The organism is Kitasatospora sp. NPDC048407, from assembly GCF_043200475.1.
Taxonomy (GTDB): domain Bacteria; phylum Actinomycetota; class Actinomycetes; order Streptomycetales; family Streptomycetaceae; genus Kitasatospora.
This window is the reverse complement of record NZ_JBICXW010000001.1, coordinates 59,868-85,972: the sequence shown is the minus strand read 5'-3', so window position 1 is coordinate 85,972 and position 26,105 is coordinate 59,868. Positions and strand designations below refer to the sequence as shown.

The 26,105-nt window shown below is 73.0% G+C and carries 27 protein-coding genes; 16 read left to right on the top strand and 11 right to left on the bottom strand.

Annotated features, from left to right (window positions below):
* Nucleotides 1–4: 4 nt before the first annotated feature.
* Nucleotides 5–1,363: an NAD(P)/FAD-dependent oxidoreductase gene (locus ACGFWJ_RS00430; protein WP_392943757.1), complete on the bottom strand. Its 1,359-nt coding sequence runs from the start codon at nucleotides 1,361–1,363 to the stop codon at nucleotides 5–7.
* Between the two features lie 145 nt (nucleotides 1,364–1,508).
* Here ACGFWJ_RS00430 and ACGFWJ_RS00425 point away from each other — a divergent pair, with 145 nt between their 5' ends.
* From ACGFWJ_RS00425 to ACGFWJ_RS00410, 4 genes are all read left to right on the top strand, one after another.
* Nucleotides 1,509–2,264, top strand: a complete 756-nt coding sequence (locus ACGFWJ_RS00425) for a HipA family kinase (protein WP_387633768.1) — start codon at nucleotides 1,509–1,511, stop codon at nucleotides 2,262–2,264.
* Nucleotides 2,261–2,650, top strand: a complete 390-nt coding sequence (locus tag ACGFWJ_RS00420) for a DUF3037 domain-containing protein (protein ID WP_392945431.1) — start codon at nucleotides 2,261–2,263, stop codon at nucleotides 2,648–2,650. Before ACGFWJ_RS00425 ends, ACGFWJ_RS00420 begins: the two co-directional genes overlap by 4 nt.
* Before the next feature lie 84 nt (nucleotides 2,651–2,734).
* On the top strand, nucleotides 2,735–3,178 hold the full coding sequence (locus tag ACGFWJ_RS00415) for a MarR family winged helix-turn-helix transcriptional regulator (RefSeq protein ID WP_387633766.1): 444 nt from the start codon (nucleotides 2,735–2,737) through the stop codon (nucleotides 3,176–3,178).
* Nucleotides 3,179–3,189: 11 nt separating this feature from the next.
* Complete coding sequence (locus ACGFWJ_RS00410) at nucleotides 3,190–4,107, top strand: DUF2797 domain-containing protein (protein ID WP_392943755.1); 918 nt, start codon at nucleotides 3,190–3,192, stop codon at nucleotides 4,105–4,107.
* 2 nt (nucleotides 4,108–4,109) lie between these two features.
* Here ACGFWJ_RS00410 and ACGFWJ_RS00405 read toward each other — a convergent pair whose 3' ends face one another.
* Entirely contained in the window at nucleotides 4,110–4,466 is a 357-nt protein-coding gene (locus ACGFWJ_RS00405; RefSeq protein WP_387864544.1) for a DUF6204 family protein, read from the bottom strand.
* 32 nt (nucleotides 4,467–4,498) lie between these two features.
* Complete coding sequence (locus ACGFWJ_RS00400) at nucleotides 4,499–6,691, bottom strand: HelD family protein (protein ID WP_392943752.1); 2,193 nt, start codon at nucleotides 6,689–6,691, stop codon at nucleotides 4,499–4,501.
* A gap of 130 nt (nucleotides 6,692–6,821) precedes the next feature.
* Between ACGFWJ_RS00400 and purB the strand changes: the two genes are divergently transcribed.
* Nucleotides 6,822–8,261 (top strand): adenylosuccinate lyase, encoded by a 1,440-nt coding sequence (purB, locus tag ACGFWJ_RS00395; RefSeq protein WP_392943750.1) that lies wholly within the window; start codon nucleotides 6,822–6,824, stop codon nucleotides 8,259–8,261.
* 202 nt (nucleotides 8,262–8,463) lie between these two features.
* A complete protein-coding gene (locus tag ACGFWJ_RS00390) occupies nucleotides 8,464–9,117 on the top strand; it encodes a hypothetical protein (protein ID WP_387633756.1) in 654 nt (217 codons plus the stop codon).
* Nucleotides 9,118–9,137: 20 nt separating this feature from the next.
* Here ACGFWJ_RS00390 and ACGFWJ_RS00385 read toward each other — a convergent pair whose 3' ends face one another.
* From ACGFWJ_RS00385 to ACGFWJ_RS00375, 3 genes are all read right to left on the bottom strand, one after another.
* Entirely contained in the window at nucleotides 9,138–10,634 is a 1,497-nt protein-coding gene (locus tag ACGFWJ_RS00385) for an MFS transporter (RefSeq protein ID WP_392943748.1), read from the bottom strand.
* A 417-nt stretch (nucleotides 10,635–11,051) separates the two neighbouring features.
* Nucleotides 11,052–12,050, bottom strand: a complete 999-nt coding sequence (locus tag ACGFWJ_RS00380; protein WP_392943746.1) for a phosphotransferase — start codon at nucleotides 12,048–12,050, stop codon at nucleotides 11,052–11,054.
* A 120-nt stretch (nucleotides 12,051–12,170) separates the two neighbouring features.
* Nucleotides 12,171–13,097: a diiron oxygenase gene (locus ACGFWJ_RS00375; RefSeq protein ID WP_392943744.1), complete on the bottom strand. Its 927-nt coding sequence runs from the start codon at nucleotides 13,095–13,097 to the stop codon at nucleotides 12,171–12,173.
* A 184-nt stretch (nucleotides 13,098–13,281) separates the two neighbouring features.
* Here ACGFWJ_RS00375 and ACGFWJ_RS00370 point away from each other — a divergent pair, with 184 nt between their 5' ends.
* Nucleotides 13,282–14,286: a PHP domain-containing protein gene (locus tag ACGFWJ_RS00370; protein WP_392943742.1), complete on the top strand. Its 1,005-nt coding sequence runs from the start codon at nucleotides 13,282–13,284 to the stop codon at nucleotides 14,284–14,286.
* 34 nt (nucleotides 14,287–14,320) lie between these two features.
* Nucleotides 14,321–15,007, top strand: a complete 687-nt coding sequence (locus tag ACGFWJ_RS00365; protein WP_392943740.1) for a VOC family protein — start codon at nucleotides 14,321–14,323, stop codon at nucleotides 15,005–15,007.
* 11 nt (nucleotides 15,008–15,018) lie between these two features.
* Here ACGFWJ_RS00365 and ACGFWJ_RS00360 read toward each other — a convergent pair whose 3' ends face one another.
* On the bottom strand, nucleotides 15,019–15,819 hold the full coding sequence (locus tag ACGFWJ_RS00360) for a tyrosine-protein phosphatase (protein WP_392943738.1): 801 nt from the start codon (nucleotides 15,817–15,819) through the stop codon (nucleotides 15,019–15,021).
* Nucleotides 15,820–16,105: 286 nt separating this feature from the next.
* On the opposite strand from ACGFWJ_RS00360, the gene ACGFWJ_RS00355 reads away from it, so the two are divergent.
* Complete coding sequence (locus ACGFWJ_RS00355) at nucleotides 16,106–16,675, top strand: DJ-1/PfpI family protein (protein ID WP_392943736.1); 570 nt, start codon at nucleotides 16,106–16,108, stop codon at nucleotides 16,673–16,675.
* Between the two features lie 137 nt (nucleotides 16,676–16,812).
* Nucleotides 16,813–17,418, top strand: a complete 606-nt coding sequence (locus ACGFWJ_RS00350) for a TIGR03086 family metal-binding protein (protein WP_392943734.1) — start codon at nucleotides 16,813–16,815, stop codon at nucleotides 17,416–17,418.
* A gap of 17 nt (nucleotides 17,419–17,435) precedes the next feature.
* Here the strand turns inward: ACGFWJ_RS00350 and ACGFWJ_RS00345 are convergent, their stop codons facing one another.
* Nucleotides 17,436–18,014 (bottom strand): TetR/AcrR family transcriptional regulator, encoded by a 579-nt coding sequence (locus ACGFWJ_RS00345; protein ID WP_392943732.1) that lies wholly within the window; start codon nucleotides 18,012–18,014, stop codon nucleotides 17,436–17,438.
* A gap of 372 nt (nucleotides 18,015–18,386) precedes the next feature.
* Here ACGFWJ_RS00345 and ACGFWJ_RS00340 point away from each other — a divergent pair, with 372 nt between their 5' ends.
* Complete coding sequence (locus tag ACGFWJ_RS00340; protein WP_392943730.1) at nucleotides 18,387–19,820, top strand: MFS transporter; 1,434 nt, start codon at nucleotides 18,387–18,389, stop codon at nucleotides 19,818–19,820.
* Between the two features lie 68 nt (nucleotides 19,821–19,888).
* On the opposite strand, the gene ACGFWJ_RS00335 is transcribed toward ACGFWJ_RS00340, so the two are convergent.
* Nucleotides 19,889–20,278 (bottom strand): SCO5389 family protein, encoded by a 390-nt coding sequence (locus tag ACGFWJ_RS00335; RefSeq protein WP_392943728.1) that lies wholly within the window; start codon nucleotides 20,276–20,278, stop codon nucleotides 19,889–19,891.
* 219 nt (nucleotides 20,279–20,497) lie between these two features.
* On the opposite strand from ACGFWJ_RS00335, the gene ACGFWJ_RS00330 reads away from it, so the two are divergent.
* The gene (locus tag ACGFWJ_RS00330; protein WP_387633733.1) at nucleotides 20,498–20,767 is read left to right on the top strand and encodes a DUF2630 family protein; all 270 of its coding nucleotides are present in this window, start codon (nucleotides 20,498–20,500) and stop codon (nucleotides 20,765–20,767) included.
* 17 nt (nucleotides 20,768–20,784) lie between these two features.
* Here the strand turns inward: ACGFWJ_RS00330 and ACGFWJ_RS00325 are convergent, their stop codons facing one another.
* The gene (locus tag ACGFWJ_RS00325; protein ID WP_392943726.1) at nucleotides 20,785–21,237 is read right to left on the bottom strand and encodes a MarR family winged helix-turn-helix transcriptional regulator; all 453 of its coding nucleotides are present in this window, start codon (nucleotides 21,235–21,237) and stop codon (nucleotides 20,785–20,787) included.
* A 76-nt stretch (nucleotides 21,238–21,313) separates the two neighbouring features.
* On the opposite strand from ACGFWJ_RS00325, the gene ACGFWJ_RS00320 reads away from it, so the two are divergent.
* From ACGFWJ_RS00320 to ACGFWJ_RS00310, 3 genes are all read left to right on the top strand, one after another.
* Entirely contained in the window at nucleotides 21,314–22,393 is a 1,080-nt protein-coding gene (locus tag ACGFWJ_RS00320) for a substrate-binding domain-containing protein (protein WP_392943724.1), read from the top strand.
* Nucleotides 22,394–22,522: 129 nt separating this feature from the next.
* On the top strand, nucleotides 22,523–23,929 hold the full coding sequence (locus ACGFWJ_RS00315) for an APC family permease (RefSeq protein ID WP_392943722.1): 1,407 nt from the start codon (nucleotides 22,523–22,525) through the stop codon (nucleotides 23,927–23,929).
* Entirely contained in the window at nucleotides 23,926–24,945 is a 1,020-nt protein-coding gene (locus tag ACGFWJ_RS00310) for an acetamidase/formamidase family protein (protein ID WP_392943720.1), read from the top strand. Before ACGFWJ_RS00315 ends, ACGFWJ_RS00310 begins: the two co-directional genes overlap by 4 nt.
* 48 nt (nucleotides 24,946–24,993) lie before the next feature.
* Here ACGFWJ_RS00310 and ACGFWJ_RS00305 read toward each other — a convergent pair whose 3' ends face one another.
* Nucleotides 24,994–25,518, bottom strand: a complete 525-nt coding sequence (locus ACGFWJ_RS00305; protein ID WP_392943718.1) for a MarR family winged helix-turn-helix transcriptional regulator — start codon at nucleotides 25,516–25,518, stop codon at nucleotides 24,994–24,996.
* 154 nt (nucleotides 25,519–25,672) lie between these two features.
* Here ACGFWJ_RS00305 and ACGFWJ_RS00300 point away from each other — a divergent pair, with 154 nt between their 5' ends.
* Nucleotides 25,673–26,083: an organic hydroperoxide resistance protein gene (locus tag ACGFWJ_RS00300; protein ID WP_387633721.1), complete on the top strand. Its 411-nt coding sequence runs from the start codon at nucleotides 25,673–25,675 to the stop codon at nucleotides 26,081–26,083.
* Nucleotides 26,084–26,105: the final 22 nt, after the last annotated feature.

The following is a 26,105-nucleotide window of genomic DNA, read 5'->3' as shown; positions in this document are numbered from 1 at the left end:
GGCGTCAGCCCTTGGCCAGCAGGGCCTGGGCGTGTTCGCGGACCTGGTCGCGGGAGAGATAGGCGTCGGTGTACTCGAAGTCGCGCAGCCGGGCGGGCTGGCGGGCCAGGAAGCCGGTGCGGACGAAGTCGTCGCCGGCGGTGGCGTTCAGCAGCCAGTTCGCGCTGGTGCGGTACTTCGCGCTGTTGGTGCGCATCGCCATCACGTGGTAGCCGCGCGCCACCAACTGGGCGGGCAGGCCGTGCAGTTCGACACCCAGCGGCTTGGACACCGCGTCCTTGCCGCCGAGGTCCACCACCAGGCCCAGGTCCTTGTGGAAGTACGGCTGCAGCGGCTGGTTGCGCAGCGCCGCCACCAGGTTGTCCGCGAGCTGCCGGCCCTGGCGCGCCGAGTGCTGCGCGGTCGGCGGGCACACCGCGCCGTCGCCCTTGGCGAGGTCCGGTACCGCGGCGGCGTCACCGAGCGCGAACATGCCCTCGAACTGCGGCACCCGCATCTCCGCCGTCACCGCCAGGCGCCCGCGCACCGTCTCCGCGTCCAGCGTGCCGATCAGCGGCGACGCGGCCACGCCCGCCGTCCAGATCAGCGTCCGGCACGGCAGGGTGCGGCCGTCGGTGAACTTCACCGTCTCCGCGCCGACCTCCGCGACCGACACACCCAGTGAGACGTCCACGCCGCGGCGGGTGAGGATCTCCATCGCGGTCTGGCCGAGCTTGTCGCCCAGCTCCGGCATCAACCTCGGCGCGATGTCGATCAGATGCCACTTGATCAGGTCCGGGTCCAGCCGCGGGTAGCGCTTGATGGCCGCCGTGGTCAGCCGCTGCAGGCAGGCCGCCGTCTCGGTGCCCGCGTACCCGCCGCCGACCACCACGAACTGCAGGCGCGAGGCCCGCTCGTTCTCGTCCATCGACGCGGACGCCAGGTCGAGCTGGGCGATCACGTGGTCGCGGATGTACGTGGCCTCGGCGAGCGTCTTCATGCCGCGCGCGTAGTCCGGCAGGCCGGGGATGTCGAAGGTCCGGGTGACGCTGCCCGGCGACAGCACCAGGTAGTCGTACTTCTCCGCCACCACCTCGTCGGTGATCTTGCGGACCACCGCGACCCGGGAACGCGGATCGATGCCGATCGCCCCGCCCGGGACTATGTGGGTGCGCCGCAGTGAGCGCCGCAGCGAGATCGCCACCGACTGCGGGGTCAGCACCCCGGCCGCGACATGCGGCAGCAGCGGCAGGTACAGCTGGTAACTGAACGGCGTGACGAGCGAGATCTCCGCCTCGGAAGGGGCGAGCTTGCGCTCCAGGCGACGCGCGCACTCCAGCCCGGCGAAGCCGCCGCCGACGATCAGGATCCGAGGTCGTTCCATCGTTCATCCCCTGGGTTTGCGGGTCCGTGACTGACTAAGGACGACTGTTGGCCACACTCGCACGGGGCAACGGCGGGTGCATCTCCAACCGGTCGCGGCCCCCTGCCCGGCCGGAGCCGCCTGTGAGGGCCGCTAGGCTGTCGGGATGCTCTCCGAGGTGACGGCCGTCCGCTACGCGACGCCGCTGCGCGAAGGCGGTTCGATGCCCGGCCTGATCGAGGCCGACGACCGCCGGATGTACGTGCTGAAATGGGTCGGTGCGGCCCAGGGCCGCAAGGCGCTGGTGGCCGAAGTGCTGGCCGGTGAACTGGGCCGCGGGCTCGGCCTGCCGGTGCCGGAACTCGCCCTGGTCGACCTCGACCCGGTGCTCGCCCGCAGCGAGCCCGAGGTACAGATCCAGGACCAGATGCGGGCCAGCGGCGGCGCCAACCTCGGCATGGCGTTCGTGTCCGGGGCGCTCAACTTCGACCCGCTGTGCTTCGAGACCGACACCGACACCGCCGCCCGGGTGCTCTGGTTCGACGCTCTGATCGGCAACGTCGACCGGTCCTGGCGCAACCCCAACCTGCTGGTCGCCACCGGCGGCCTGCGGCTCATCGACCACGGCGCCAGCCTGATCTTCCACCACAGCTGGTCGCGCGCCGAGGCCTGGCGCCGCAAGCCGTACGACGCCTCCGACCACGCCCTGCGGCACGCCGTCGGCCACCTGCCGAAGGTCGACGCCGAACTCGCCGCCCTCGCCGAGACCGCGCTGCCCGCCGCCGTCGCCGCGATCCCCGACGTGTGGCTCACCGACGAACCCGGCTTCGACACCCCCGACGACGTCCGCGCCGCCTACACCGCGCAGCTCACCGCCCGCCTCGCCGGGCCCCGCGACTGGCTCCCGGAGGTGGACGCCTGATGGACCAGCACCCCAAGGACTACGAGTACGCGCTGATCCGCGCCGTCCCCCGGGTCGAACGCGGCGAGTGCGTCAACATCGGCGTCCTGCTGTACTGCCGCGACTCCGGCTACCTCGGCGCCCGCACCCACCTCGACCAGGGCCGGCTGCTCGCCCTCGACGCCGTCGTCGACGTGGCCGGCGTGCGGCGCGCCCTGCGCGGCATCGAAGCGATCTGCGCGGGCGGCGAAGCCGCCGGACCGGCCGCCGCCGACAGCCCCGGACAGCGCTTCCGCTGGCTCACCGCCCCGCGCAGCGCCGTCGTCCAGCCCGGCCCCGTGCACACCGGCCTGACCACCGACCCGGCCGCGGAACTCCACCACCTGTTCGACCGTCTGGTCCTCTGACCGCCTGCCTCGCTTCCGGACCTCCCGACTACTTGCCTCACTCAATACTTGAGGCACTGAAACGATGGGCGTACCCTGACCGCCATGGGCAGCACCACAGGCACCGGCACCGCCGCACCCACCACCCCCGAACTCATGGAGCAGGTCGCCGCGGTCGGCGCGGCCTACTTCCAGGACTTCGCCGCCGCCGCGGCCCGCCACGGGCTCAACTCCTCGCAGGCCAAAGCACTCAAAGCCGTCCTCGAACCCGTCCCGATGCGCGCCCTCGCCGGACGCCTCGGCTGCGACGCCTCCAACGTCACCGGCATCGTCGACCGCCTCGAAGCACTAGGCCTGGCCCGCCGCGAAGCCGCCGCCGCCGACCGCCGCGTCAAGATCGTCACCATCACCGACGACGGCCGCGCCGTCCTCGACCGGATCCGCGACGACATGACCCGCGCCCGCCACGCCTTCGACAGCCTCGACGCCGAGCAACGCACCGCCCTGTCCCGGCTCTGCCAACAGGTCCTGCCCCTGCTGCGCCCCTGACTGTCCGTCGCATGCCCTACGCTCACCGGATGCACCAGGCGAACGGATGGACCTCCACCGGCCTTCGCTGGCACGACGGCGCACCCCGCCTCACCGCCACCGACGGCCGCACCAGCCACACCCGGCCGCTCACCGACGGCCTCCCCGTCGCCTGGCGGATCGCCGGCCCCCGCCAATGCACCGGCGCCACCACCGCCCGCGGCCACCGCCCGTGCCCGCACCACGCGCACATCGAACCCGACGGCACCACCACCCAGTGCCCCAGCTGCCAGAGCGCCGACCGCGGCCTGCAACTCGCCCGCGACCGCATCCTCGACGACGGCCGCACCTACCGGCTCTACCTCGCCTGGTTCGGCCCCGGCCTGCTCAAGGTCGGCCTCACCGCCGAAGAACGCGGCACCGTCCGGCTGCTCGAACAGGCCGCCCTCACCTGGACGTTCCTCGCCCGCGGATCGCTGCCCGCCGTCCGCCGCGCCGAACTCGCCGTCGCCCACGCCAAACTGGCCCGCGAACGGATCCCCGCCGCCGCCAAGTACCCCGCCTGGTGGACGCTGCCCACCCCCGCCGACCGGCACGCCGAACTCACCGCCGGCCGCACCCGCGCCCACCAACTCCTGGCCGAGCACCCCGTCACCCTGCTGCCCGACCACCCCGTCACCGACCAGGTCGAGCTGTACGGCCTCACCGCCGGCGCCCCCGAGCAGTACCAGCAGGTCAAAGCACTCAGCGACGGCGCCCGCCTGACCGGACGACTGCGCCGCCCGATCGGCGGCCACCTCTTCCTCGACCCGCCGGCCGGCCCCCCGCTGCTCCTCGACACCCGCCTGCTCACCGGCTGGACCCTGCACGCCGAGGCCGCCGACAGCTGCGACGGCCTCACCCTGCTGCCCCGGGCCCGCCCCGCCGCCGAGCAGGACACGCTGTTCTGACGTCAGCTCTTCTTTCGGGCCTCCTGCTTGCCCCGGGCGCCCACCGCCGCCAAGGACATGTCCTGCGCCTGCGACTTCAGGTTCTTGTAGCCGTACCCCCGGTCCGTCAGCCACAGCTCCGCCGCCGTCTCGGCCCGCACCGAGGCCGCCACGATGTCCTCCTCCGCCTCCCCCTGCTCCAGGAACCGGAAGGTGAAGAACGGACGCGCCGACAGGTCGTACGTCAGATGCCCCTCGTCGGTGAACTTCGCCTGCAGCACGTCGTGTTCGGCCGCCGCGGCGGTCAGCTCGGCGTGCTGCTCGGGCGTGAGGGCGTCGAAGGAACCGCGCACCATGATCCGGAACGTACGAGTCGTCATGGCGGGACCCTAACCCGCCTGGCCTGTCCCGATCACCCCATTTCCGCCCGGTCGGTGTTCGAGAAGGCCGCCCGCAGCGGCTCCGGCAGCGGGCCGTGGTGGGCGACGGTCAGCCGGCGGGTGGCCCGGGTCAGCGCCACGTACAGGTCGTGGCCGCCGCGCGGGGACTGCGCCAGGATCGCCGCCGGATCGGCCACCACCACCGCGTCGAACTCAAGTCCCTTGCACTGCACGGCAGTCAGCGCCCCCAGATGCGCCAGCTCGGCCAGCCGCCGGTCCGGCACCACCAGACCCGTGGTGCCCGGCCCGTCCTGCGCCAGCAGGGCCGGCAGCTGAGCCCGGTAGTCCTCGACCGGCACGGCCCGCGGCGCCTCGCCGTCCGCCCGCACCGACTCCGGGGCCCGCGCCGCCGGATCGACCGCCGCCAGCACCGCCGCGGCCACCGCCATGATCGGGGCCGGGGTGCGGTAGTTGACGTTCAACCGCTCCTCCCGCCAGCGGGTGCCCAGGTAGCGGCCCAGCATCTGCTGCCAGTCGTGCGCGCCCGCCGCCGAGGAGGTCTGGGCCAGATCGCCGACCACCGTCAGCGAACGGGTCGGGATCCGCCGCATCACCATCCGCCAGGCCAGCGCCGACAACTCCTGCGCCTCGTCAACCACCACATGACCGAACGTCCACTCCCGGTCCGCCGCGGCGCGCTCCGCCGTCGAGCGGTACGGCCCCGCGTCGGCATGCCGCTCGGCCAGTGCCACCGCGTCCAACTCGCCCTCCTGATCGGTCACTTGCAGTACCCCGCGGGCGTACGCCTCGGCGTCGGCCCGGGCCCGGCCCTGCTCGGCGGCGGCCCGGCGCCGCTCCGCGCCGTCGCTGCCGAGCAGTTCGGCGGCCTCGTCCAGCAGCGGGACGTCCTCCACCGTCCACGGCGCGCCGGGCGCCCGGCGCAGGGCGGTGCGCTCGGCGGGGGAGAGGGACGGGGCGAGGCGCTCCGGGTCGGCGAGCAGCGACTCGACCAGCCGGTGCGGGGTCAGCAGCGGCCACAGCGCGTCCAGGGCGGCCCGGACCTCCGGCTCGGCCCACAGTTCGCCGGGCGCGTACCGGGCCTCCTCCTCGTCCCACGGGCGGCCGATCGCGTCGGCGCGGGTGCGGGCCAGTCCGTGCAGGGCGGCGCGCAGGAACTCGGCGCGGGCCGCGTTGTGCGGCAGCCGCAGGCCGCGGGCGCGCTCCCGGGCCGCGGCCAGCAGCCGGCGGGGGACCGGCAGGTCGAGCGCCTCGATCCGGCCGTCCCCGGCGGGCAGCCGCTGGTGCAGGCGCACCGCCTCGGCGAGGACGTCCGCCATCTTCGGCGAACCCTTCAGGAAAGCGGTTTCCGGTTGGTCCGCGTCAACCGCGCGCACCCCCGGGAACAGCTCGCCGAGGGTGCGCAGCAGCACCTCCGTCTCACCGAGCGAGGGCAGCACCTGCTCGATGTAGCGCAGGAACGCCCGGTTCGGGCCGATCACCAGCACGCCGCGCCGCTCCAGCACCTCCCGGTGGGTGTACAGCAGGTACGCGGCCCGGTGCAGCGCGGCCACCGTCTTGCCGGTGCCGGGACCGCCGTGCACCACCACCGCGCCGTGCAGCCCCGAGCGGATCACCCGGTCCTGCTCGGCCTGGATGGTCGCCACCACCTCGCGCATCCGCCCCGTCCGGGCCCGGCGCAGCTCGGCCAGCAGCGCCGCCTCGCCGACCAGGGTGCGCCGGCCGTCGTCCCCGAGCGCGTCCAGGTCGAACGCCTCGTCGTCCAGGCCGACCACCTCCCGCCGGTGGGTGCGCAGATGACGGCGGCGCAGCAGACCGGCGGGGTCGGCGGCGCTCGCGGTGTAGAACGGGCGGGCGGCCGGGGCCCGCCAGTCCAGCAGCAGTGGTTCGAACTCCTCGTCCAGCAGGCCGATCCGGCCGAGGTGGCGGACCGTGCCGTCGAGGCCGTCGATCCGGCCGAAGCACAGGCCGCGCTCGACGGCCGTCAGCCGGGCCAGCCGGCGGGTGCGTTCGGCGAGCACCACCTCCTGCTCGAGCCGGGCCTGCCGGGTGCCGCCCGGTCCGGTGTGCTCGGCGCCGGCCTGCTCGAGGGCGGTGCGGGCCTGCTCGCGCAGGATGTCGAGGCGGGCGTACAGCTCCGTCAACCGGCGTTGCTCGGTGCGGAGTTCGGCCGTGAGGACGGCGTCGCTTGCCATCTGTTCGGTCAACGTGATATCCTTGCGCCGAGGGAGTTTTATAGTCGAGCGTCAATCCGGTGATAACCGGTCATGCTACCCGGCCGTCCGTCCACCCGTACACCGGATGCGCTGCACGACCTCCTGACCTCGACTGTTAGGCTTGCGAAGCGTGAGCGCGAAGCCCAAGATCCCCAATGTCCTGGCCTCCCGGTACGCCTCGGCGACCCTGGCCCAGCTGTGGTCCCCCGAGCACAAGGTGGTCCTCGAGCGCCACCTGTGGCTGGCCGTCCTGAAGGCCCAGCAGGACCTCGGCATCGAGGTGCCGGCCACCGCGATCGCCGACTACGAGCGCGTCGTCGACCAGGTCGACCTGGCGTCCATCGCCGCCCGCGAGAAGGTCACCCGGCACGACGTGAAGGCCCGCATCGAGGAGTTCTCCGAGCTCGCCGGGCACGAGCAGATCCACAAGGGCATGACCTCGCGTGACCTCACCGAGAACGTCGAGCAGCTGCAGATCCGCCAGTCGCTGGAGCACGTCCGCGACCGCACCGTCGCCGTCCTGGTCCGCCTCGGCCGCCTCTCCGCCCAGTACGGCGAGCTCGTGATGGCCGGCCGTTCGCACAACGTCGCCGCCCAGGCCACCACCCTCGGCAAGCGCTTCGCGACCGCCGCGGACGAGGTCCTGGTCGCCTTCGCCCGCCTGGAAGAGCTGATCGCCCGCTACCCGCTGCGCGGCGTCAAGGGCCCCGTCGGCACCTCCCAGGACATGCTCGACCTGCTCGGCGGCGACGCCGACAAGCTCGCCGAGCTGGAGCGCCGGGTCGCCGGCCACCTCGGCTTCGACAACGTCTTCACCTCGGTCGGCCAGGTCTACCCGCGCTCGCTCGACTACGACGTGGTCTCCACCCTGGTCCAGCTCTCCGCCGGCCCGTCCAGCATCGCCAAGACCATCCGCCTGATGGCCGGCCACGAGCTGGTCACCGAGGGCTTCAAGGCCGGCCAGGTCGGCTCCTCGGCGATGCCGCACAAGATGAACACCCGCTCCTGCGAGCGCGTCAACGGCCTCGCCGTCATCCTGCGCGGCTACGCCTCGATGACCGCCGAGCTCGGCGGCGACCAGTGGAACGAGGGCGACGTCTCCTGCTCCGTGGTCCGCCGGGTCGCGCTGCCGGACGCGTTCTTCGCCTTCGACGGCCTGCTGGAGACCTTCCTCACCGTCCTCGACGAGTTCGGCGCCTTCCCCGCCGTCATCGAGGCCGAACTCGACCGCTACCTGCCGTTCCTGGCCACCACCAAGGTCCTGATGGCGGCCGTCCGGGCCGGCGTCGGCCGGGAGACCGCGCACGAGGTCATCAAGGAGCACGCCGTCGCTGCCGCGCTGGCGATGCGCGAGGGCGCCCGCGAGAACACCCTGGTGCCGGCGCTCGCCGCCGACACCCGGATCCCGCTCGACCGCGACGCGATCGACGCACTCCTCGCCGACCGCCTCTCCTTCACCGGCGCCGCCGCCGCCCAGGTCGGCGAACTCGTCCGCCGCATCGAGGCCGTGGCCGCCGCCCACCCGGAGGCCGCCAAGTACGCGCCGGGCGACATCCTCTGACGCTGCCGCCCCGCCGCCTTCGCGAAGCCCCGGAGGGCCCTGCACCCGCAGGTGCTCTTCGGGGCTTCGGCGCGTGCGACGACCGGGCGGCACGCCGCTGACCAGGCCCGCGCACGCCGAACGTGAGTCAGGCGTGAGCGGGGGCTGCGAGCGTGGTGCCCACCGGCGCCGATCGGCGCGGGCCGGCAGAGAAGAGGAGTTCATGAGGGCACGAACGGCGAAGACCGGAGCGGCTGCGCTGCTGCTCGCCGGCGGCATCACGCTGGCGACGGCCTCGCCCAGCGCCGCCTACACGGGACGGGCGACGCACTACCCAGTGGGTCTCGGTGCTTGTGGCCAGTCATCGGTACCGGGCGACCTGGTGGTGGCACTGAGCCCCGCCGAGTTCGGCAACGGATACTCGACGCCGCACTGCTTCCAGTCGGTCCGGATCCAGCACGGCGGGACGTCGATCGTCGCGACCGTCCTCGACCGCGGGCCCGCCGGCATGCCGCTCCACGACCTCGATCTGTCGCTCGGGGCTTTCGTGGCGCTCGGCGGTGACCCCAAGGGCGGCCCCATCGACGTCAGCTGGGGGTACGTCGAGACCTCACCGGGCCCGGGGCCGACGACGACGCCTCCGGGGCCGGGACCCATCGGCACGACCATGCCGGCTCCCAGCGGCACCACGAAGGCGCCCACGCCCACCGGAACACCGGTCACGCAGAAGCCCGCGCCCACCGGGGTACCGATCAAGCCCCCCGTCCACCCCGATCCGACGACGACGGCACCGCAACAGCCGACCGGAGTGCCGACCCCCGGGCCGACGGGGCCCCACACGATGCCGATTCCCACCGTGACCGCCGTCCTGAAGTAACGGCCTCGGGCGACGCGCCGTCAGGCCTCCTCGTGGTTCGGATGGATCGGCGGGGAGGTCGGGGAGCAGTACCAGTCGCAGTCGGGCTCGGCGACGGGGTGGGGCGGGGCGAGGGCGTCGGAGCGGATGGTGGTGAAGGCGATCGCGGCGCCGGCGGCGAGCAGCCCCGCGCAGATCAGCATGGACGTCCGGAAAGCGCTGTCCACCTCGGACGGGATCCGGTACGCCTCACCGCTCAGACCGGCCAGTGGCGGGATCGCCGCCACGGCGAACAGGCCCGCGGCGCGCGCCGCCGCGTTGTTCACGCCGGACGCGATGCCCGCGCGGCGGACGTCGACGGCGGCGAGGACGGTCGCGGTGAGCGGGGCGACCAGCAGGGTCATGCCCGCGCCCTGGACGGTCACGGCGGGCAGCACGTCCAGCCAGTAGTTCGCGTTCGGGCCGATCCGCAGCATCAGCAGCACGCCGCACGCCACCAGCAGCGGGCCCGCGGTGAGCGGGATCCGCGGCCCGACCGCACGGCCGAACTGGCCCGCCCGCCCCGAGAACAGCAGCATCAGCACCGTGATCGGGACCAGCGCCACCCCCGACAGCAGCGGCGTGAACCCGGCGACGATCTGCAACTGCACCGTCAGCAGCAGGAACACCCCGCTGAACGCCGCGTACACGCACAGCGTGACCAGGTTGACCACCGTGAACAGCCGGGACCGGAACAGCGACAACGGCAGCATCGGATTCGCCGAACGGTGCTCGACGAAGATGAACGCGGCCGCCAGCGCCACACCCGCCAGCCCCGCGAGGGCCGCCGCCGGCGTCAGACCGGAACCCGCCTCCGTCAGCGCGTACGTGATCCCTGCCAGGGAGAGCGCCGCGAGCAGCGCACCCAGCACGTCGAACCGGCCCTGCTCGTCCGGGTCGCGGGTCTCCGGGACATGGCGGACCGTCACCGCCACCACGACCGCCGCCAGCGGCAGATTGAGCAGGAAGATCCACCGCCAGCCCGGGCCGTCCACCAGCCAGCCACCGAGGAACGGCCCGACCGCCGCCGCGACGCCGCCGAAACCCGACCACGCGCCCACCGCACCCGCCCGGTCGTCCTCGTGGAACACCGCCTGAAGCATCGCCAGCGAACCGGGCGTCAGCAGCGCGCCACCAATGCCCTGCAACGCCCGGGCCAGGATCAGCACCTCCACGGTCGGCGCCGCCGCGCACCCCGCGGAGGCCAGCGCGAACCAGCACACCCCGATCAGGAACACCCGGCGCCGGCCGAAACGGTCACCGAGCGAACCGCCCAGCAGGATCAGCGCGGCGAGCGTCAGCATGTAGGCGTTGATCGTCCACTGGAGCGAGGCGAGACTCGCCCCCAGATCCTCACCGATCCGCGGCAGCGCGACGTTCACCACCGTGCCGTCCAGCAACGCCATCCCGGACCCGAGCGCCGTCGCCGCGACGACCCACCGCCCACGCCCAGTCCCCAGCCGAATCCCGCCGGCCACACCCGCCGCATCCTCGCTCACGCAACGAATCCTCCGCCAGGACCCGCGCCGGGACCAGCCCACCGCGCCTTGCGGGTTGCCGGCTGGCGGGGCGCGGTGGGGGCGGTTGGGGGATGGGGGGTGCGCTGTGCGCGGTTGGTGGGGTGGAGGGGGATTGCCCTGCGGGCGGTCGTGGGGGGAGGTTGCGGTGTGGGTGGCCGGGACCAGCCCACCGCGCCTTGCGGGTTGCCGGCCGGCGGGGGCGGTGGGGGCGGTTGGGGGATGGGGGAGTGCGCTGTGCGCGGTTGGTGGGGCGGAGGGGGATTGCCCTGCGGGCGGCTGTGGGGGGAGGTTGCGGTGTGGGTGGCCGGGACCAGCCCACCGCGCCCTGCGGGTTGCCGGCCGGCGGGGGCGCGGTGCGGGCGGCCGGGGCGGCCGGGGGGAGGACTCGCGGCCGACTCAGGCCTGGTAGGCGAGTGCCTTCCGCAGGTGGTAGTCCGCCACGTCGAGCATCCACTGCCGGTTCGGGAAGTCGCCGTCGGCGATGCGCAGCGGGCCGCCGACCAGGTCCAGGTGCATCACGTACTGGTAGTAGTTCATGCGCCGCGGGTCGAGGTCCGGGTTGCGGAGCGCTTTGTAGTGCGGGCCGAAACGCATCCGCATCCAGCAGTGCTCCACCTCGATGTCGGTGTACATCAGGCCCTCGATGTCGATGAGGACGGGTTCCCCGTCCGGCCCGACGAGCGTGTGTTCCGCGCACAGTTCGCCGTGGACCACGCCGAACTCCGCATGCGGCTCGAGTGCCGCGTGCAGGACGCGGAGCTTCTCCGTCAGCACGGCCTCGCCCTCGGCCGCGCGGACGTCACGGGACACGGCGGTGGCGATGTTCACCAGCGCCCGCTCGAAGTACGCCTGCTCGCAGCTCCCGTCCGGCGGCGCGCCCCCGCCGTCGATCCACGCCACCCGCCCGAAGGCCGGCGCACGGTGGGCGTGCATGCGTCGCAGCATGTCGGAGAGCCGGGCGAGCGTCTGCCGGCCGGCGTCCGGATCGCGTTCCAGCAGGGCTTCGAGCGTTCCGCCGCGGATGTCCTCCGCGACGGCGATGTCGGCCGGGTACAGGTTCTTGCTGCGATCGGCGAGCATCAGCCGCGGCGAACGGGCTCCGACCGCCTCCAGCCGGCGGGTGGCACCCTCGAGGAAGTCGAGGCCGGAGGCGTGGGCGAACGGGTTCGACGGGTCGTCGTGGCCGTCCGGGAGCAGCCCGTTCCAGAAGTCCTCGTCAGCGTTCCAGACGTAGACGATCGTGCTCGTGGCGTCGTCCAGCGTGACCCGGTAGACGCCCTTCTTGCTTCCCTTGAGCAGCCGGTCGACCCCGGCGACGCGGCGGTCGGTACCGAAGACCTCCCGTATCACCGGGGTCAGCGATTCGGCGTCGGCGAACTTTCGCGCAGCAGTCATTCCCGCTCCCCCTCCGGAGTGCCCGCATCGATCCGCAGCCGGCTGTCTTCTGCCGCCGTGGGCACGGACGCACCAGCATAGAGATCTCCTGCTCGGGCAGGCGGAGGGCCGTGGACAGGGTCAGGGGAGCAGCGACCCGCGGCGCCACGCGCGGGCCGTCGCCGGGGTGACGATGCCGAGGTCGGCGAAGAAGCCGAGGGCCTTGCGGGACCAGTCGATGCGGGCCTGGCGCCAGTGCGGGTTGGTGGCGGCGGCGCGGCGGGCCTCGGCGGGGTCGAGGCCGGCGAGGGTGTAGACGCGGGGGTGGACGATCTCGGCGACGGACTGGCGGGCCAGGGTCGCGAGGGCACGGCGGAAGACGGCGCGGCGGGCGGGGTGCATCCGGGCCCAGCGGCGTTCGAGTTCGGGCTTGGCGTAGCCGATGTGCCGGGCTTCCTCGACGACGTGTATGCGGGCGACCGAGCGGGCCAGCGGCTGCAGGCTCTCGTCGCGGATCATCTCCCGCTGCATCGCGTCCGTGAACTCCTCGACGAAGATCGCCCCGGCGAAGGTCATCGTGGTGTCGTTGAGCAGGAAGTGCAGCCGCCCGAGCCGGTCCGCGCGCTTGGTGGGGCGGGCGGACGGGTAGCCGGTCGCGGTGATGTAGCGGGCGAACATGGTGGAGTGCCGGCACTCGTCGGCGACCTCGGTCAGCGCGTACTGGGCGTGGCCGGTGGTCAGGTCGTTCTCGTAGACGTGCCGGATCAGACCTTCCATCAGGACCAGTTCGAACCAGATGCCGGCCGCCGTGGTGGACGCGAACTGGTGGACGCTCAGCTGCGCCCGCTGCCGTTCGTCGAGGCGTTCCCAGAGCGGGGTGCCGTACAGGGCGACGCGGTGGGCGGGCAGCGCGTAGTGGTCGGGGTCGACGGGGGCGGTCCAGTCGATCTCGGTGAGCGGGTCGAAGGAGTGCTTGGCGGAGGCGCGCAGCAGGCGGGCGGCGTTGAGTTCGCGGTCGGCGTTGCGCTGCTGGGCGATGGTTCCGGTGGGGGCCGTGGTGTCGGGCATGGGCGGGCTCCGGAGGTCGCGGGGGCAGGGGCTCCAGGAGGAGTAAACCAATGAGACAGAGTGTCAACAAGGGTTTTGCGCAGATCACCGGCGCCCCGGCCGTCCATTCGTGCCGTCGCTGCCGTCGCTGCCGTCCGGCTGCGGCCCGCATGCGACCCCCTGCGGCCCCGCGCAGACTGGCCGCATGGATCCGGTCACCGCCCTGGAACGCATCGCCTTCCTGCTGGAACGTGAACTCGCCTCCCCGTACCGGGTCAAGGCGTTCCGCACCGCAGCCGAAGCCGCCACCGGGTTGCCCGCCGGGCCGGTCGACGTCGCCACCGCCGAGCGCCTCCCGGGCGTCGGGCCCGTCACCGCCCGGGTGATCGCCGACGCGACGGCGGGACGCACCCCGCAGTACCTGCTGGAGGCCGAGGCCCGGGCCGCCGCCGGGCCCGCGCCGTCCACGGCTGGGCTCCGGCTGCGCGAGAAGATCCAGGGCGACTGCCACCTGCACTCGGACTGGTCCGACGGAGGCGCCCCGATCGAACTGATGGCGCGCACCGCCCGCGACCTCGGCCACCGCTGGGCCGTGCTCACCGACCACTCGCCGCGCCTGACGGTCGCCAACGGTCTGAGCGCCGAGCGGCTGCGCGAACAGCTCGACGTGATCGAGGACCTGAACGGCCGGCTCACCCCGTTCCGGCTGCTCTCCGGCATCGAGTGCGACATCCTCGACGACGGCTCGCTCGACCAGGACGAGGAACTGCTCGGCCGGCTGGACGTGGTGGTCGCCTCGGTGCACTCCAAGCTGCGGATGGACAGCGCCGCGATGACCCGTCGGATGCTGGCGGCCGTCCGCAACCCGCTGGTCGACGTGCTCGGCCACTGCACCGGGCGGCGGCTGGGCGGAAAGCCGCGCCCGCAGTCCGAGTTCGACGCGGAGGCGGTCTTCACCGCCTGCCGGGAGCACGACACCGCCGTGGAGATCAACTGCCGCCCCGACCGCCAGGACCCGCCGGACGACCTGCTGACCCTCGCCGCCGACCTCGGCTGCCTGTTCACCATCGACACCGACGCGCACGCCCCCGGCCAGCTCGACTGGCAGATCACCGGCTGCGAACGCGCCGCCGCGCTGGGCCTGGACGCCGAGCGGATCCTCACCGCCTGGTCGGTCGACCACCTGCTGGCCTGGACCGCGGCCCGCTGATCGGGTTGTCGGACTCCGGCGCTACCCTGCCCGGATGACTGATGATCAGCTTCAGGTGGGGACCGGCAGCAGGATCCGGCCGTTGGCGTTCCACGCCGCGCCCGGCACGGAGGACTGGCGGGTCCTGGGCGAGGGGGCGTGCACGTTCTTCCGCACCGGCTCCTTCGCCGACGGCGCCCGGCTGGTGGCCGCGATCGCCACCGCCGTGGACGGCTTCGGCGCGCCGGACATCGACCTGCGGCCCGAGGGCGTCACCGTCCGGCTGATCGCCGCCACCGACGAGCTCTACGGGCTGACGGCGCGCCACATTGAGCTGGCCCAAAGGATCTCCGCGGCCGCCCGCGCGTTCGGCGCGGTCGCCGAACCGCACGCGGTGCAGACCGTGCAGGTCACCCTGGACGCCCTCGAAATGCCCACCGTGGTCGCCTTCTGGCGCGCGCTGCTCGGCTACCGCGACCGGGCCGGCAGCCCCGAGGACCTGATCGACCCGGCCCGCCGCGGCGCGCCGTTCTACTTCCAGCAGATGGACGAGCCCCGGCCGCAGCGCAACCGGGTGCACGTGGACGTGTGGGTGCCGTACGACGTCGCGGAGCAGCGGGTCGCCGCCGCGATCGCCGCCGGCGGCCGGGTGGTGACGGACGAGCACGCCCCGGCCCTGTGGGTGCTGGCCGACCCCGAGGGCAACGAGGCCTGCGTCGGCGCGGCCGGCGCGGCGGGCTGACGCCGGTCCGGTCAGGACGTTTGGACCAGGCGGCTGCGGAGGCTCTCCAGGGTCTCGTCCTTGAGGCCGAGGGCGGCCCGGGCGTAGCTCTCCGGGTCGCCCCAGTGGTCGGCGAGGGTGCCCAGGGAGGCGGCCAGGTACTCGGCGCGGACGGAGAGGATCGCGTCGGCGATCTCCGGGTCGCCGCCCCCGGCGAGGAAACGTTCCAGCAGGGGGGCGTACCGGACGTGCACCGCAGGATCGACCGACAGGTACTCGGTGCGGACGGTCTCCTCGTCCGCGCCGAGCAGCAGCAGGATCAGCGCGGCGCCCCAGCCGGTGCGGTCCTTGCCCGCCGTGCAGTGGAACAGCACCGGGCCGCCGCCCTGGTGCGCGAGGGCGGTGAGCAGCTGCTTGTACGCGTGCCGGGCGGCGGCGGAGGTGACGAAGGCGCGGTAGTCCTCGGTCAGGGCGAGCGCGGCACGGCCGCCGCCGAGGGTGCGGTTGGCGCCGGCCGGGTCCTCCAGCGCGGCGGTCAGCGCGGTCGCCACGCCGTTGCCCGCCCGGTCGGCGAGCACATCGGCGACCAGCAGGTGCGCCCCGCCGGGCACCCGGTCGGGGTAGGCGGTGCGCTCGGCGCCGCTGCGCAGGTCGATCACGGTGCGCACGCCGAGCGCCTCGAACATCGGGTCGCCGGACGTGTCGAGCCGGTCCAACTGGCCGGAGCGCAGCGCGAGTCCGGAGCGGACCCGGGCGCCGCCGGGCAGGTCGATGCCGCCGAGATCGCGCAGGTTGGCGACGGTGGCGGAGTCAACGATGTGCGAGTGCTGCATGGCGACCTCCCTGCCGGCGGACCTGCGGTGGCGGGGCCCGACGGCATCGCGAACGTCGCCCTGAGACCGGCCCCGTCAGCACGCTAGGCGGGCCCCGGGCGGGTCGCCCCCGGAGTACCCCCTGCCGGGCGGGACGCTGCATCGAGCGGCGGAGCGCACGCCCCGACCGCGCGCCGTGTGCTGCGCGCGCCCCATTGCCTGACGACGCGTCAGCGGGCAGGGTGGGCAGCGCGGGCCCCGCCGGGGTGGGCGGTGTGCCGGACGCGCGGAGGGACGGGAGCCCCGAATGGCAGCGAAAATCCTGATCATCACCGGCGACGCGGCCGAGTCGCTGGAGGTGTTCTACCCCTACCAGCGGCTGCTGGAGGAGGGGTACGAGGTGCACATCGCCGCGCCCACCCGGAAGACCCTGCAGTTCGTGGTGCACGACTTCGTCGAGGGCTTCGACACCTACACCGAGAAGGCCGGCTACACCTGGCCCGCCGACCTGGCGTTCGACGAGGTGGACCCGGCGCAGTACGCGGCGCTGGTGCTGCCCGGCGGCCGGGCGCCCGAGTACCTGCGCAACAACCCGGAGGTGCAGCGGATCGTCGCGCACTTCGTCGCCGACGACAAGCCGCTCGCGCAGATCTGCCACGGCCCGCTGATCACCCTGCGGACGGGGTCGATGGCCGGCCGCCGCACCGCCGCGTACCCGGCGCTGGAGCCGGACGTGGCCGCCGGCGGGGCGAGCTTCGTGGACGGGGACGCGGTGGTGGACGGCACCGTGGTCTCCGCCCGCGCCTGGCCGGACCACCCGGCGTGGATGCGCGCGTTCGTGGAGCTGCTGCGCGAGAAGGCCCCGGTCGAGGAGTAGGCCGGCCTGGACGAGTAGGCCGGCCTGGACAAGTGGTCCAGGGTCGGGGAGCGGTCCGTCCGGGGCCGGGGAGCGGTCCGTCCGGGCCACGGGGTGTCGCCTTGCCCGGGAGGCGCGGGCGGGCAAGCGTGGGGCGCATGGCGACACACCTCGACGACCAGGCCCTGCTCGCGCTGCACGCCCAGGCCCTGGACCACTTCGGCCGGCTGGTCCGCGCCGTGCCCGACGACCGCTGGCAGGCCCCCACGCCGTGCACCGACTGGACGGTCCGTCAGCTGGTCGGGCATCTCACCTACGAACAGCTGTGGGTGCCCGACCTGCTCGACGGAGCGACCGTCGCCGAGGTCGGCGACCGCTACGACGGGGAGATGCTCGGCGACGACCCGGTGGCGGCATGGACGGCCGCCGCCGACGCCGCCCGGGCCGCGTTCGCCGCGCCGGGCGCGCTGCGGCGCACCGTCCACCTCTCCTACGGGCAGCGGCGGGCGGCCGGGTACGCCCGGGAGATGACGGTGGACGCGATCGTGCATGGCTGGGACCTGGCCACCGGGATCGGCGCGGACGCCCGGATGGATCCGGCGGCGGTGAGCTTCGGACTGGCCGAAGTCGCCCCGCACGCGGGAGCGTTGGCGGCCTCGGGCCTGTTCGCGGACGCGGTGCCGGTGGCGGCCGACGCCGATCCGCAGACCAGGCTGCTGGCTCTGGTGGGCCGGGACGCCGCGAACCCGTTCGGGAGCGGCTGATCGTCGAACGGGAGGTGTCAGGGGCGGGTGCGGATGCCGTCCAGGGCGATGGCGAGGACCTTGGCGCGCTGCTTGTCGTCCGGGAAGGCGACGGAGGCGATGCCGGAGACCAGTCGGAGCAGGTCGTCCATGTTCATGTCGGTGCGCACGCTGCCGTCCTGCTGGGCGCGTTCCAGCAGGGGGGTGCCGGCGTCGTACATGGAGCGGCGGCAGGCGAGGAAGACGGCGGACTCCTCGCCCTGGAGGGCCTCGCGGATGGCGCGCTTGGTCATCGCGTAGTCGACGAAGCGGCGCAGCCAGGTGACCAGGGCGTCCCAGGACGGCCGGTCGGCCAGGCCGGTGGCGACCCGGGCGAGGTCCTCGACCTCGTTGGCGTAGACGGCCTCGAAGAGGTGCCGGCGGGTGGGGAAGTTGCGGTACAGGGTGCCGATGCCGACGCCGGCCCGGCGGGCGATGTCCTCCAGGGAGGCGTCGGCGCCGTGTTCGGCGAAGGCCTCGCGGGCGGCGGTGAGCAGCGCGTCGAAGTTGCGCGCGGCGTCGGCGCGGCGCGGGCGCCGGGCAGCGAGGAACTCGCCGACGGAGATCGGTTCGGACACGGTGACCTCGTTTCGACACATCCGGATTGAACCGGAGGCTCACCTCCGCTAATCTGGAGGCATGCCTCGACTTTAGCACCGGGGCCCTGGCTTCGGCCTGTCGCCCGTCGGCGACGGGCTCTCCGCAGCACCCGCGCCGCCCCGTGCCGGCACCGCTGCCGTCAAACAGGGTTGACCGCACCGGCACCGCGGTCGTCAATCCGAACTGACGGGACGTGCACCGCTGTCGTCAATTCTGTTTGACCGTACCGGCATTGACCCGTCGTCCGTTTCTGCTCCGCACCACCGCCCGTTCGGGCGTCTGCCTGCCAGTTGTGCGCCGTGGCGCGCCGTTGTTCCCGTGCGCCGCGACCCGAGTCCCGAGAGGGTTCGATGAATCGCCAGTCCCACCGCGTCACCTTCGGCGTGCTCGCCGTCGGAGCGGGCGTGTTCGCGCTGCTCCAGTCGCTGATCACGCCGGCCCTGCCGATCGTTCAGGAGGCGATGCACACCTCGCAGTCCACCGTCACCTGGGTGATGACCGCCTACCTGCTGTCCGCGTCCGTGTTCACCCCGATCCTCGGCCGGGTCGGCGACCTGGTGGGCAAGAAGCGCACCCTGGTCGCGGCGCTGGCCGCGCTGCTGACCGGCTGCCTGGTCGCCGCGCTCGCCCCCGACATCACCGTGCTGCTGATCGCGCGCGTCCTCCAGGGCATCGCGGGTGCGCTGTTCCCGCTGTCCTTCGGCATCATCCGCGACGAGTTCCCCGCCGGGCGGGTGCCCACCGGCATCAGCAACCTGTCCGCCGTGATCGCCGTCGGCAGCGGCCTCGGCATGGTGCTGGCCGGCCCGATCGTCGGCGCGCTGGACTACCGCTGGCTGTTCTGGCTCCCCGTCATCGTGGTCGCCGCCACCGTGCTGCTCGCCTGGCGCTACGTCCCCGAGTCGCCGACCCGCAGCGAGGGCGGCGTCGACTGGACCTCCTCCGTGCTGCTCTCCGGCTGGCTGGTGGCGCTGCTGCTGCCGGTCAGTCAGGCTGCCCAGTGGGGCTGGGGATCGGCCCGGGTGCTCGGCCTGCTGGCCGCCGCCGTCGTGCTGTTCGCGCTCTGGGTGCTCAACGAGGCCCGCTCGCGCAACCCGCTGATCGACCTGCGGGTGATGCGGCTGCACGCCGTGTGGACCACCAACACCGCGGCCCTGCTGTTCGGCGGCGGCATGTACGCCGTGTGGGCGTTCCTGCCCGGCTTCGTCCAGACCCCCACGAGCGCGGGCTACGGCTTCGGCTCCACCGTCACCGGCGCCGGCCTGCTGATGCTGCCGATGGTCGGCGCGATGTTCGTCTCCGGCATCCTCGGCGGGCGCCTGGCCGGCCGCTTCCCCGCCAAGGCGCAGCTGGTCACCGGCGCGCTGCTGGGTGCCGTGGCCTGCGCGCTGCTCGCCGCCCGGCACCAGACGCCGGCGGACGTCGCCGTCGCGGCCGGGGTGTTCGGGCTCGGCATCGGCCTGGCGTTCGCCTCGATGAGCAACCTGATCGTGCAGAGCGTCTCGCCCGCCCAGACCGGCGCCGCCACCGGCATGAACGCCAACATCCGCACCATCGGCGGCTCGATGGGCGCCGCGCTGATGACCGGCCTGGTCACCGGCCACCTCCAGCCCTCCGGCCGCCCGATGGAGTCCGGCTACACCCACGGCTTCGCGCTGCTCGCGGCGTTCTGCCTGGCCGCGGCGCTCGCCGCACTGCTGGTGCCGTCCCGTCGCACCCGGCCGGTACCCGCGCCGGTGGAGCCCGCAGCCGCCCAGCGGGACGCCGAAGTCACCCTCGGCTGAGCCGAGTTGGATGCGCTGAACCCGCCGCCCCGGTGCAGTCTTCGGGGCGGCGGGTGTTCGGCGTGCGGTCAGCAGTCGCGCAACTCCGGGGACTGGTTCAGCAGTTGGGCCCGGATGGAGGTGAACTTCCGGTAGGCGTCGGTGTGTTCGGTGTTCGGGTGGAAGACCGCCAGGCGGTGGCAGTTCTGGAAGGCCAGCTTCACCGAGAAGTGCCGCTCCAGCGCCCCGCGGATCGAGTCGCTGGCCAGTGCGCGCAGCAGCTGGGCGCGTTCGGCGTCGGTCGGGGCGACCGTGTTGTCCGCGAACTCGGCTTCGCTGGTGGCGAGTTCGGCCGTCAGGTCGTTGACCAGCCGGTACGCGTAGGGCAGCGAGGTGCGGACGGTGGCGAGGAAGTCGGCGTCGGCGACCTCGTCGCGCTCGGCCAGGGTGAGCAGGGAGGGGGAGACGTCCAGCGACATGGGGGTGGCCTTTCGGGGGCGGAATGGAAGCGGAATGGAAGTGGAAGTCGTTTTCAATAAGTGATCCTGGCAAGCCCCATGACGCCCTGTCAATTACGCTCCCCCTTTCGGGTCAACCCGCCCCGCCGCGAAGGGCCCGCCGCCCCGATCGGCCCTGGTGGCGGGCCGCATCCCGGCTTCCTAGAGTGAGGAACAGGGCGGACCGTGAGGAGGCCTCCGATGGACGAGCAGGGCAAGGGCGGCGCCACCGACCGCCGCATCCTGGACCGGATCAGCGCCATGGTCGACGCGGAACGGAAACTGCGTGCCGCGCTCTCCGAAGGCCGCATCGACCAGTCCACCGAACAGCGCGAACTCAAGGACCTGGAAGAACAGCTCGACCAGTGCTGGGACCTGCTGCGCCAGCGCCGGGCCCGCACCGACGCCGGCGACGACCCGAACCAGGCCGGCGTCCGCAGCGTCGAGGAGATCGAACGCTACGAGTCGTAGCCGCGGGCTGCCCGGTGTCAGATCGACGCGAGGCGGGTGAGCGGCGCCGTGGGGTCGGGGAGGCCGCAGGCGGCGCGGACGGCGGCGTCGTGGGCGGCCGCGAGGGCGTCGAGGCGGGTCAGGCGGGTGCGGCCCTGGCGGGAGAGGTGGGCGGTGATCCGGCGGCGGTCCTGGTCGTCCTGGCGCCGGTAGACCAGCCCGGCATCCGCGAGGGCGTCCGCCAGGCGGCTCAGGCTGGCCTGCGGAATCAACAGCGCCTGCGCCAACTCGCCCATGGATCGGCCCTCGCCGTCCGCGAGCGCCCGCAGCACCCGCCACTGGTCGACCGTGCAGTCCTCCTCGGCGAGCGCCGTCGCCAGCCCTGAGGTGAGCCGGCGGTGGGCGAGCGCCACGAGCTCCACCAGCAGCGGCGGCGAGCCCGCCGGACCGGGCGCGGCGGTGGTGTGCGCGGCAGCGCTCCTCATGGCCATCCGACCCTCCCGTTCCGAGCTCCCCCCGAGCCTCGCGGGCTTTCCCGGGGCCGACATCCCGACCATACTCGCACCGGTGACGCTGGACGCCAGGCTGGTCGACCCGCTCGACGCGCTCCACCTCCCCAGGGAGGACGGCGCGTTCCGGGTGGGCCTCGTCGTGCCGCAGTCCGGCCCGCTCGGACTGACCGGCCCGTCCGCACTCGACGGCGCCCTGCTCGCCGCGCACGAGATCAACGCCCGCGGCGGCATCCTCGGCCGCCCCCTCGACCTCGTCCTGGTCGACGGCGGCGGCGCACCCCACCCCGTAGCTGCCGAAGTCCGCCGGCTGCTCGACGCCGGCGCCCTCGACGCCCTGGCCGGCTGCCACACCAGCGACGTCCACCGCGCCGTCGAAACCGTCGCCGCCGGACGCATCGCCTACATCTACACCCCGCCGCACGAAGGCGGCACCCGCCGCCCCGGCGTCCTGTGCACCGGCACCGACCCGACCGGTCAACTCGCCCGGGCGGTAGGTGTTTTGACGGAGCGGCACCGACTGCGCCGCTGGGCGCTGATCGGCAACGACTACATCTGGCCGCGCTCCGTCCACCGCGCCGCCGCCACCCTCGCCACCCGCGCCGGAGCCAGGATCGTGCTGGAGCGCCGCGTCCCGTTCGGGGCCGTCCAACCGGCCGTCGAACCACTGCTCGAGGCGCTGCGCACGGCCCGCGCCGACGCACTGCTGCTCAGCCTGATCGGCCGCGACCTGGTGCACTTCAACCGCGCGCTGCGCCGCAGCGGACTCGACCGCCGAATCGTCCGGCTGTCCGGGGCGCTGGAGGAGAACGGACTGCTCGCTCTCGGCGGCGACGACACCGGGACGCTGTACGCCGCCATGCCGTCCTTCGCCACCCTCGCCGAGGAGCCCCGGCAGCTGCTCGGCGAGCGGCACCGGGCGCTGTGCGGGCCGTGGGCGCCCGTGCTGGACGCGTACGCGGTCGGGCTCTACGACGGCCTGCAGCTGCTCGCGGCGCTCGCGCACCGTCACGCCCTGGAGCCGCACGGGCTGGCCCGGGCGGCCGGCCGGCTGCTGGGCGGGGCGCGGCGCGCCGTGCACCTGGCCCGGGCCGAGGGGCCCGGTTTCGCCGTCCTGTCGCCGCGTCAAGGCAGCTGACCTGCGAAGACCGCTGAGCGCCCGCTTTCTCAGTCGGTGGAACGTCCTCGCAAAACCCTTCCATATGGAAATACTTCGCTCTACAGTCTCCCCCACACACCCGCAGGGTCGTCACGGAGAGAGAGCACCATGGCCGACACACCCGCGCACCAAGGCATCGAGAGCTACGGCTACCAACAGGAGCTGCGCCGGTCCCTGACCTTCACCGACCTGCTCGTCTACGGGCTGGTCTTCATGGTGCCGATCGCCCCCTTCGGCATCTTCGGCGGCGTCTTCCAGGGCTCCGGCGGCATGGTCGCCCTGGCCTACGTCCTCGGCATGGTGGCGATGATGTTCACCGCCCTGTCGTACGCCCAGATGTCCCGGGCGTTCCCGATGGCCGGCTCGGTCTACACCTACGCCGGGCGCGGCATCGGCGCACCGGTCGGCTTCCTGTCCGGCTGGATGATCCTGCTGGACTACGTGCTGGTGCCGGGCCTGCTCTACCTGATCGCCGGCGTCGCGATGAACTCGCTGGTGCCGTCCGTCCCGGTCTGGCTGTGGCTGGTCGGCTTCGTGCTGCTCAACACCGTCGTCAACTACCTGGGCATCGAGACCACCGCCAAGGTCAACAAGGCGGTGCTGATCGGCGAACTCGTCGTGCTCGCGGTGTTCCTGGTGGTCGGCGTGATCGCGCTGGCGAACGGCAAGGGCCGCGGCTTCGATTTCACGCCGCTGTACAACTCGCACCACTTCTCGTGGCACCTGGCCTTCGGCGCGGTCTCGATCGCCGTGCTCAGCTTCCTCGGCTTCGACGGCATCTCCACCCTCTCGGAGGAGAACCGCGACTCCACCAAGGCGATCGGCCGGTCGATGGTGGCCGCGCTGCTGCTCGCGGGCACACTGTTCATCGTGCAGACCTGGGTGGCCTCGCTGCTGGTCGCCGACCCGGACGCGCTGATCGCCGACGGAGACCCGAACGGCACCGCCTTCTACGACGCCGCCCGCGCCGCCGGCGGCGGCTGGCTGGCCACCCTGACCGCCGCGTCCACCGCCGTGGCCTGGGGCTTCGCCAACTCCCTGGTCGCGCAGGCGGCCACCTCGCGGCTGCTGTTCGCGATGGCCCGCGACCGCCAACTGCCCCGATTCCTCGCCAAGATCCACCCCACCCGCCGGGTGCCCGTCAACGCGACCCTGCTGACCGCCGGCATCTCGCTGGTGCTCGGCCTGTACATGGCCTCGCGCGAGGACGGCATCACCCTGCTCAGCACCCTGGTCAACTTCGGTGCGCTGACCACCTTCCTGGTGCTGCACGTCGCCGTCGTCGTCCACTACCTGATCCGCAAGCGCAGCAAGGACTACTGGCGCCACCTGATCGCCCCGCTGCTCGGCTTCGCGATCCTCGCCTACGTCGTCGTCAACGCCAACATCGCGGCCCAACGGCTCGGCTTCGTCTGGCTGTTGATCGGCGGGATCGTGCTGGCCGGACTGATGCTGACCGGCCGCAAGCCCCGACTGGCCGTCGCCGACACCACCTCCGAGGAGACCGACAAGTGACCCTGCCCGAGATCGTCCAGCTGACCCCCGCGCCGGAGGACTGGGCCTACACCTTCGGCGGACGCGCCCCGCTGACCACCGTTCAGCCCGGCAGCATCGTCGAGTTGACCACCGAGGACTGCTTCGGCGGCAAGGTGCGCGGCACCGGCGACCTGCCCAGCCAGGTCTGCGTCTTCCCGTACCTCAACCCTGTCACCGGCCCGATCGCCGTCGCCGGGGCCGAACCCGGGGACGTCCTCGCGGTGCACTTCGTGGAGATCACCCCCGCCCGGGACTACGGCATCTCCAGCACCTTCCCGCACTTCGGGGCGCTCACCGCCACCCACCAGACCGCGATGCTGCACCCCGCGCTGGAGGAACGGGTCTGGATCTACGACCTGGACGTCGCCGCCGGTCTGTGCCACTTCCGGGCCCGGGGCAGCGACTTCACCGTCGCGCTGCCGCTCGACCCGATGCACGGCACCGTCGGCGTCGCCCCCGCCGCCGGCGAGGTGCTGGCCTCGATCACCCCCGGAGCGCACGGCGGCAACCTGGACACCCCCGAGATGCGGGCCGGCACCACCGCCTACTTCGGCGTCAACGTCGACGGCGGCCTGCTCGCCATCGGCGACGGCCACGCCCGCCAGGGCGAGGGCGAGGTGTGCGGCACCGCCATCGAGGCCGCGATGCGCACCACCGTGATCGTCGACCTGATCAAGGGCGGCGGACCGGCCTGGCCCCGCTTGGAGAGCGACGACTACCTGATCAGCACCGGCTCCGCCCGCCCGCTGGAGGACGCCTTCCGGATCAGCCAGCACGACCTGGTCGGCTGGACCGGCGAACTTTTCGGCCTGGACCAGCTCGACGCGTACCAGCTGGTCAGCCAGGCCGGACTGGCGCCGGCCGCGAACGTCTGCGACACCAACTACACGATGGTCGCCAAGCTGCCGAAGTCCGTCCTCGGCCGGGCCCGCGCGTACGACGGCCTGCACGAGCGGCTGCGCGCGACCGCGGCGGCGTACCTGCGGCATCGGTAGGTCTTTTCAACGCGGCCCCGGCGCCTGCGTGTTGAGGATTCTCGACGCTCAGGCGCCGGCCGCGTCCAGGTTCGCGGTCAGGCGGGTGAGCAATTCGCGCAGGGTGCGCAGGTCGGACAGGGGGAGTCCGGCCGCGGCGCCGATGTGGCGCGGGACGGCGCGGGCGGGCTCGCGAAGGTCGCGGCCGGCCTGGGTGAGCGAGACGATCACCGACCGCTCGTCCTGCGGGCTGCGCTCGCGGGCGATCAGCCCCGTCGCCTCCAGCCGCTTGAGCAGCGGGGAGAGCGTGCCGGAGTCCAGCCGCAGGCGCTCGCCGAGCTGCTTGACGGGGAGTTCGTGGTGCTGCCAGAGCACCAGCATCACGAGGTACTGCGGGTACGTCAGGCCCAGATCCTTCAGCGCCGTCCGGTAGACGCTGCCGAACGCGCGGGAGGCGGCGCTCAGCGAGAAGCAGATCTGCTGGTCGAGCAGGAGCAGGTCGGAGCCTGCGGCCGCGAGTTCCTCCAGCGTCGTGATCGTCGGGTCGGTGCCGGTCCCGGCCCTGGCTTCGTCCTCTTCGTCGTGGCTGGTCATGGCTCAAGGGTAGCAAGCGGCCGATTCAGTTGTGCGCAATTAAATTGTGTGCTGTAGTTATGGGGCAGGACAGGGCAGGCCGGAGACGGCGCCGGCGGAAACGCTGCCGGACACCGGTCTGAGATCAGGTATGGACGAGACAGGAGAGCTCGGAATGGAACCGCTCTACACCGCAGTTGCCACCTCGAACGGCCGCGAGGGCCGCTCCGTCAGCTCGGACGGCAAGCTCGACCTCAAGCTGTCGCTGCCGCCGGCGCTGGGCGGCGACGGCGTGGGCACCAACCCCGAGCAGCTGTTCGCGGCCGGCTACGCGGCCTGTTTCTCCGGAGCGCTCGGCCTGGTCGCCCGGCAGGCGAAGGTCGATGTCTCGAACGTCTCGGTGACCGCCGAGGTCACCATCGGCAAGGACGAGACCAGCTTCGCCCTCTCGGTCGTCCTGCGGGTGGAACTGCCCGAGGAGCTGGCCGGTGAGACCGGTGAGCAACTGGTCAAGCAGGCCCACCAGGTCTGCCCGTACTCCAAGGCGATCAGCGGGAACGTTCCGGTGGAGCTGGTCGTCGAGTAAGGCGAGGCAGGGGTCTCACCTG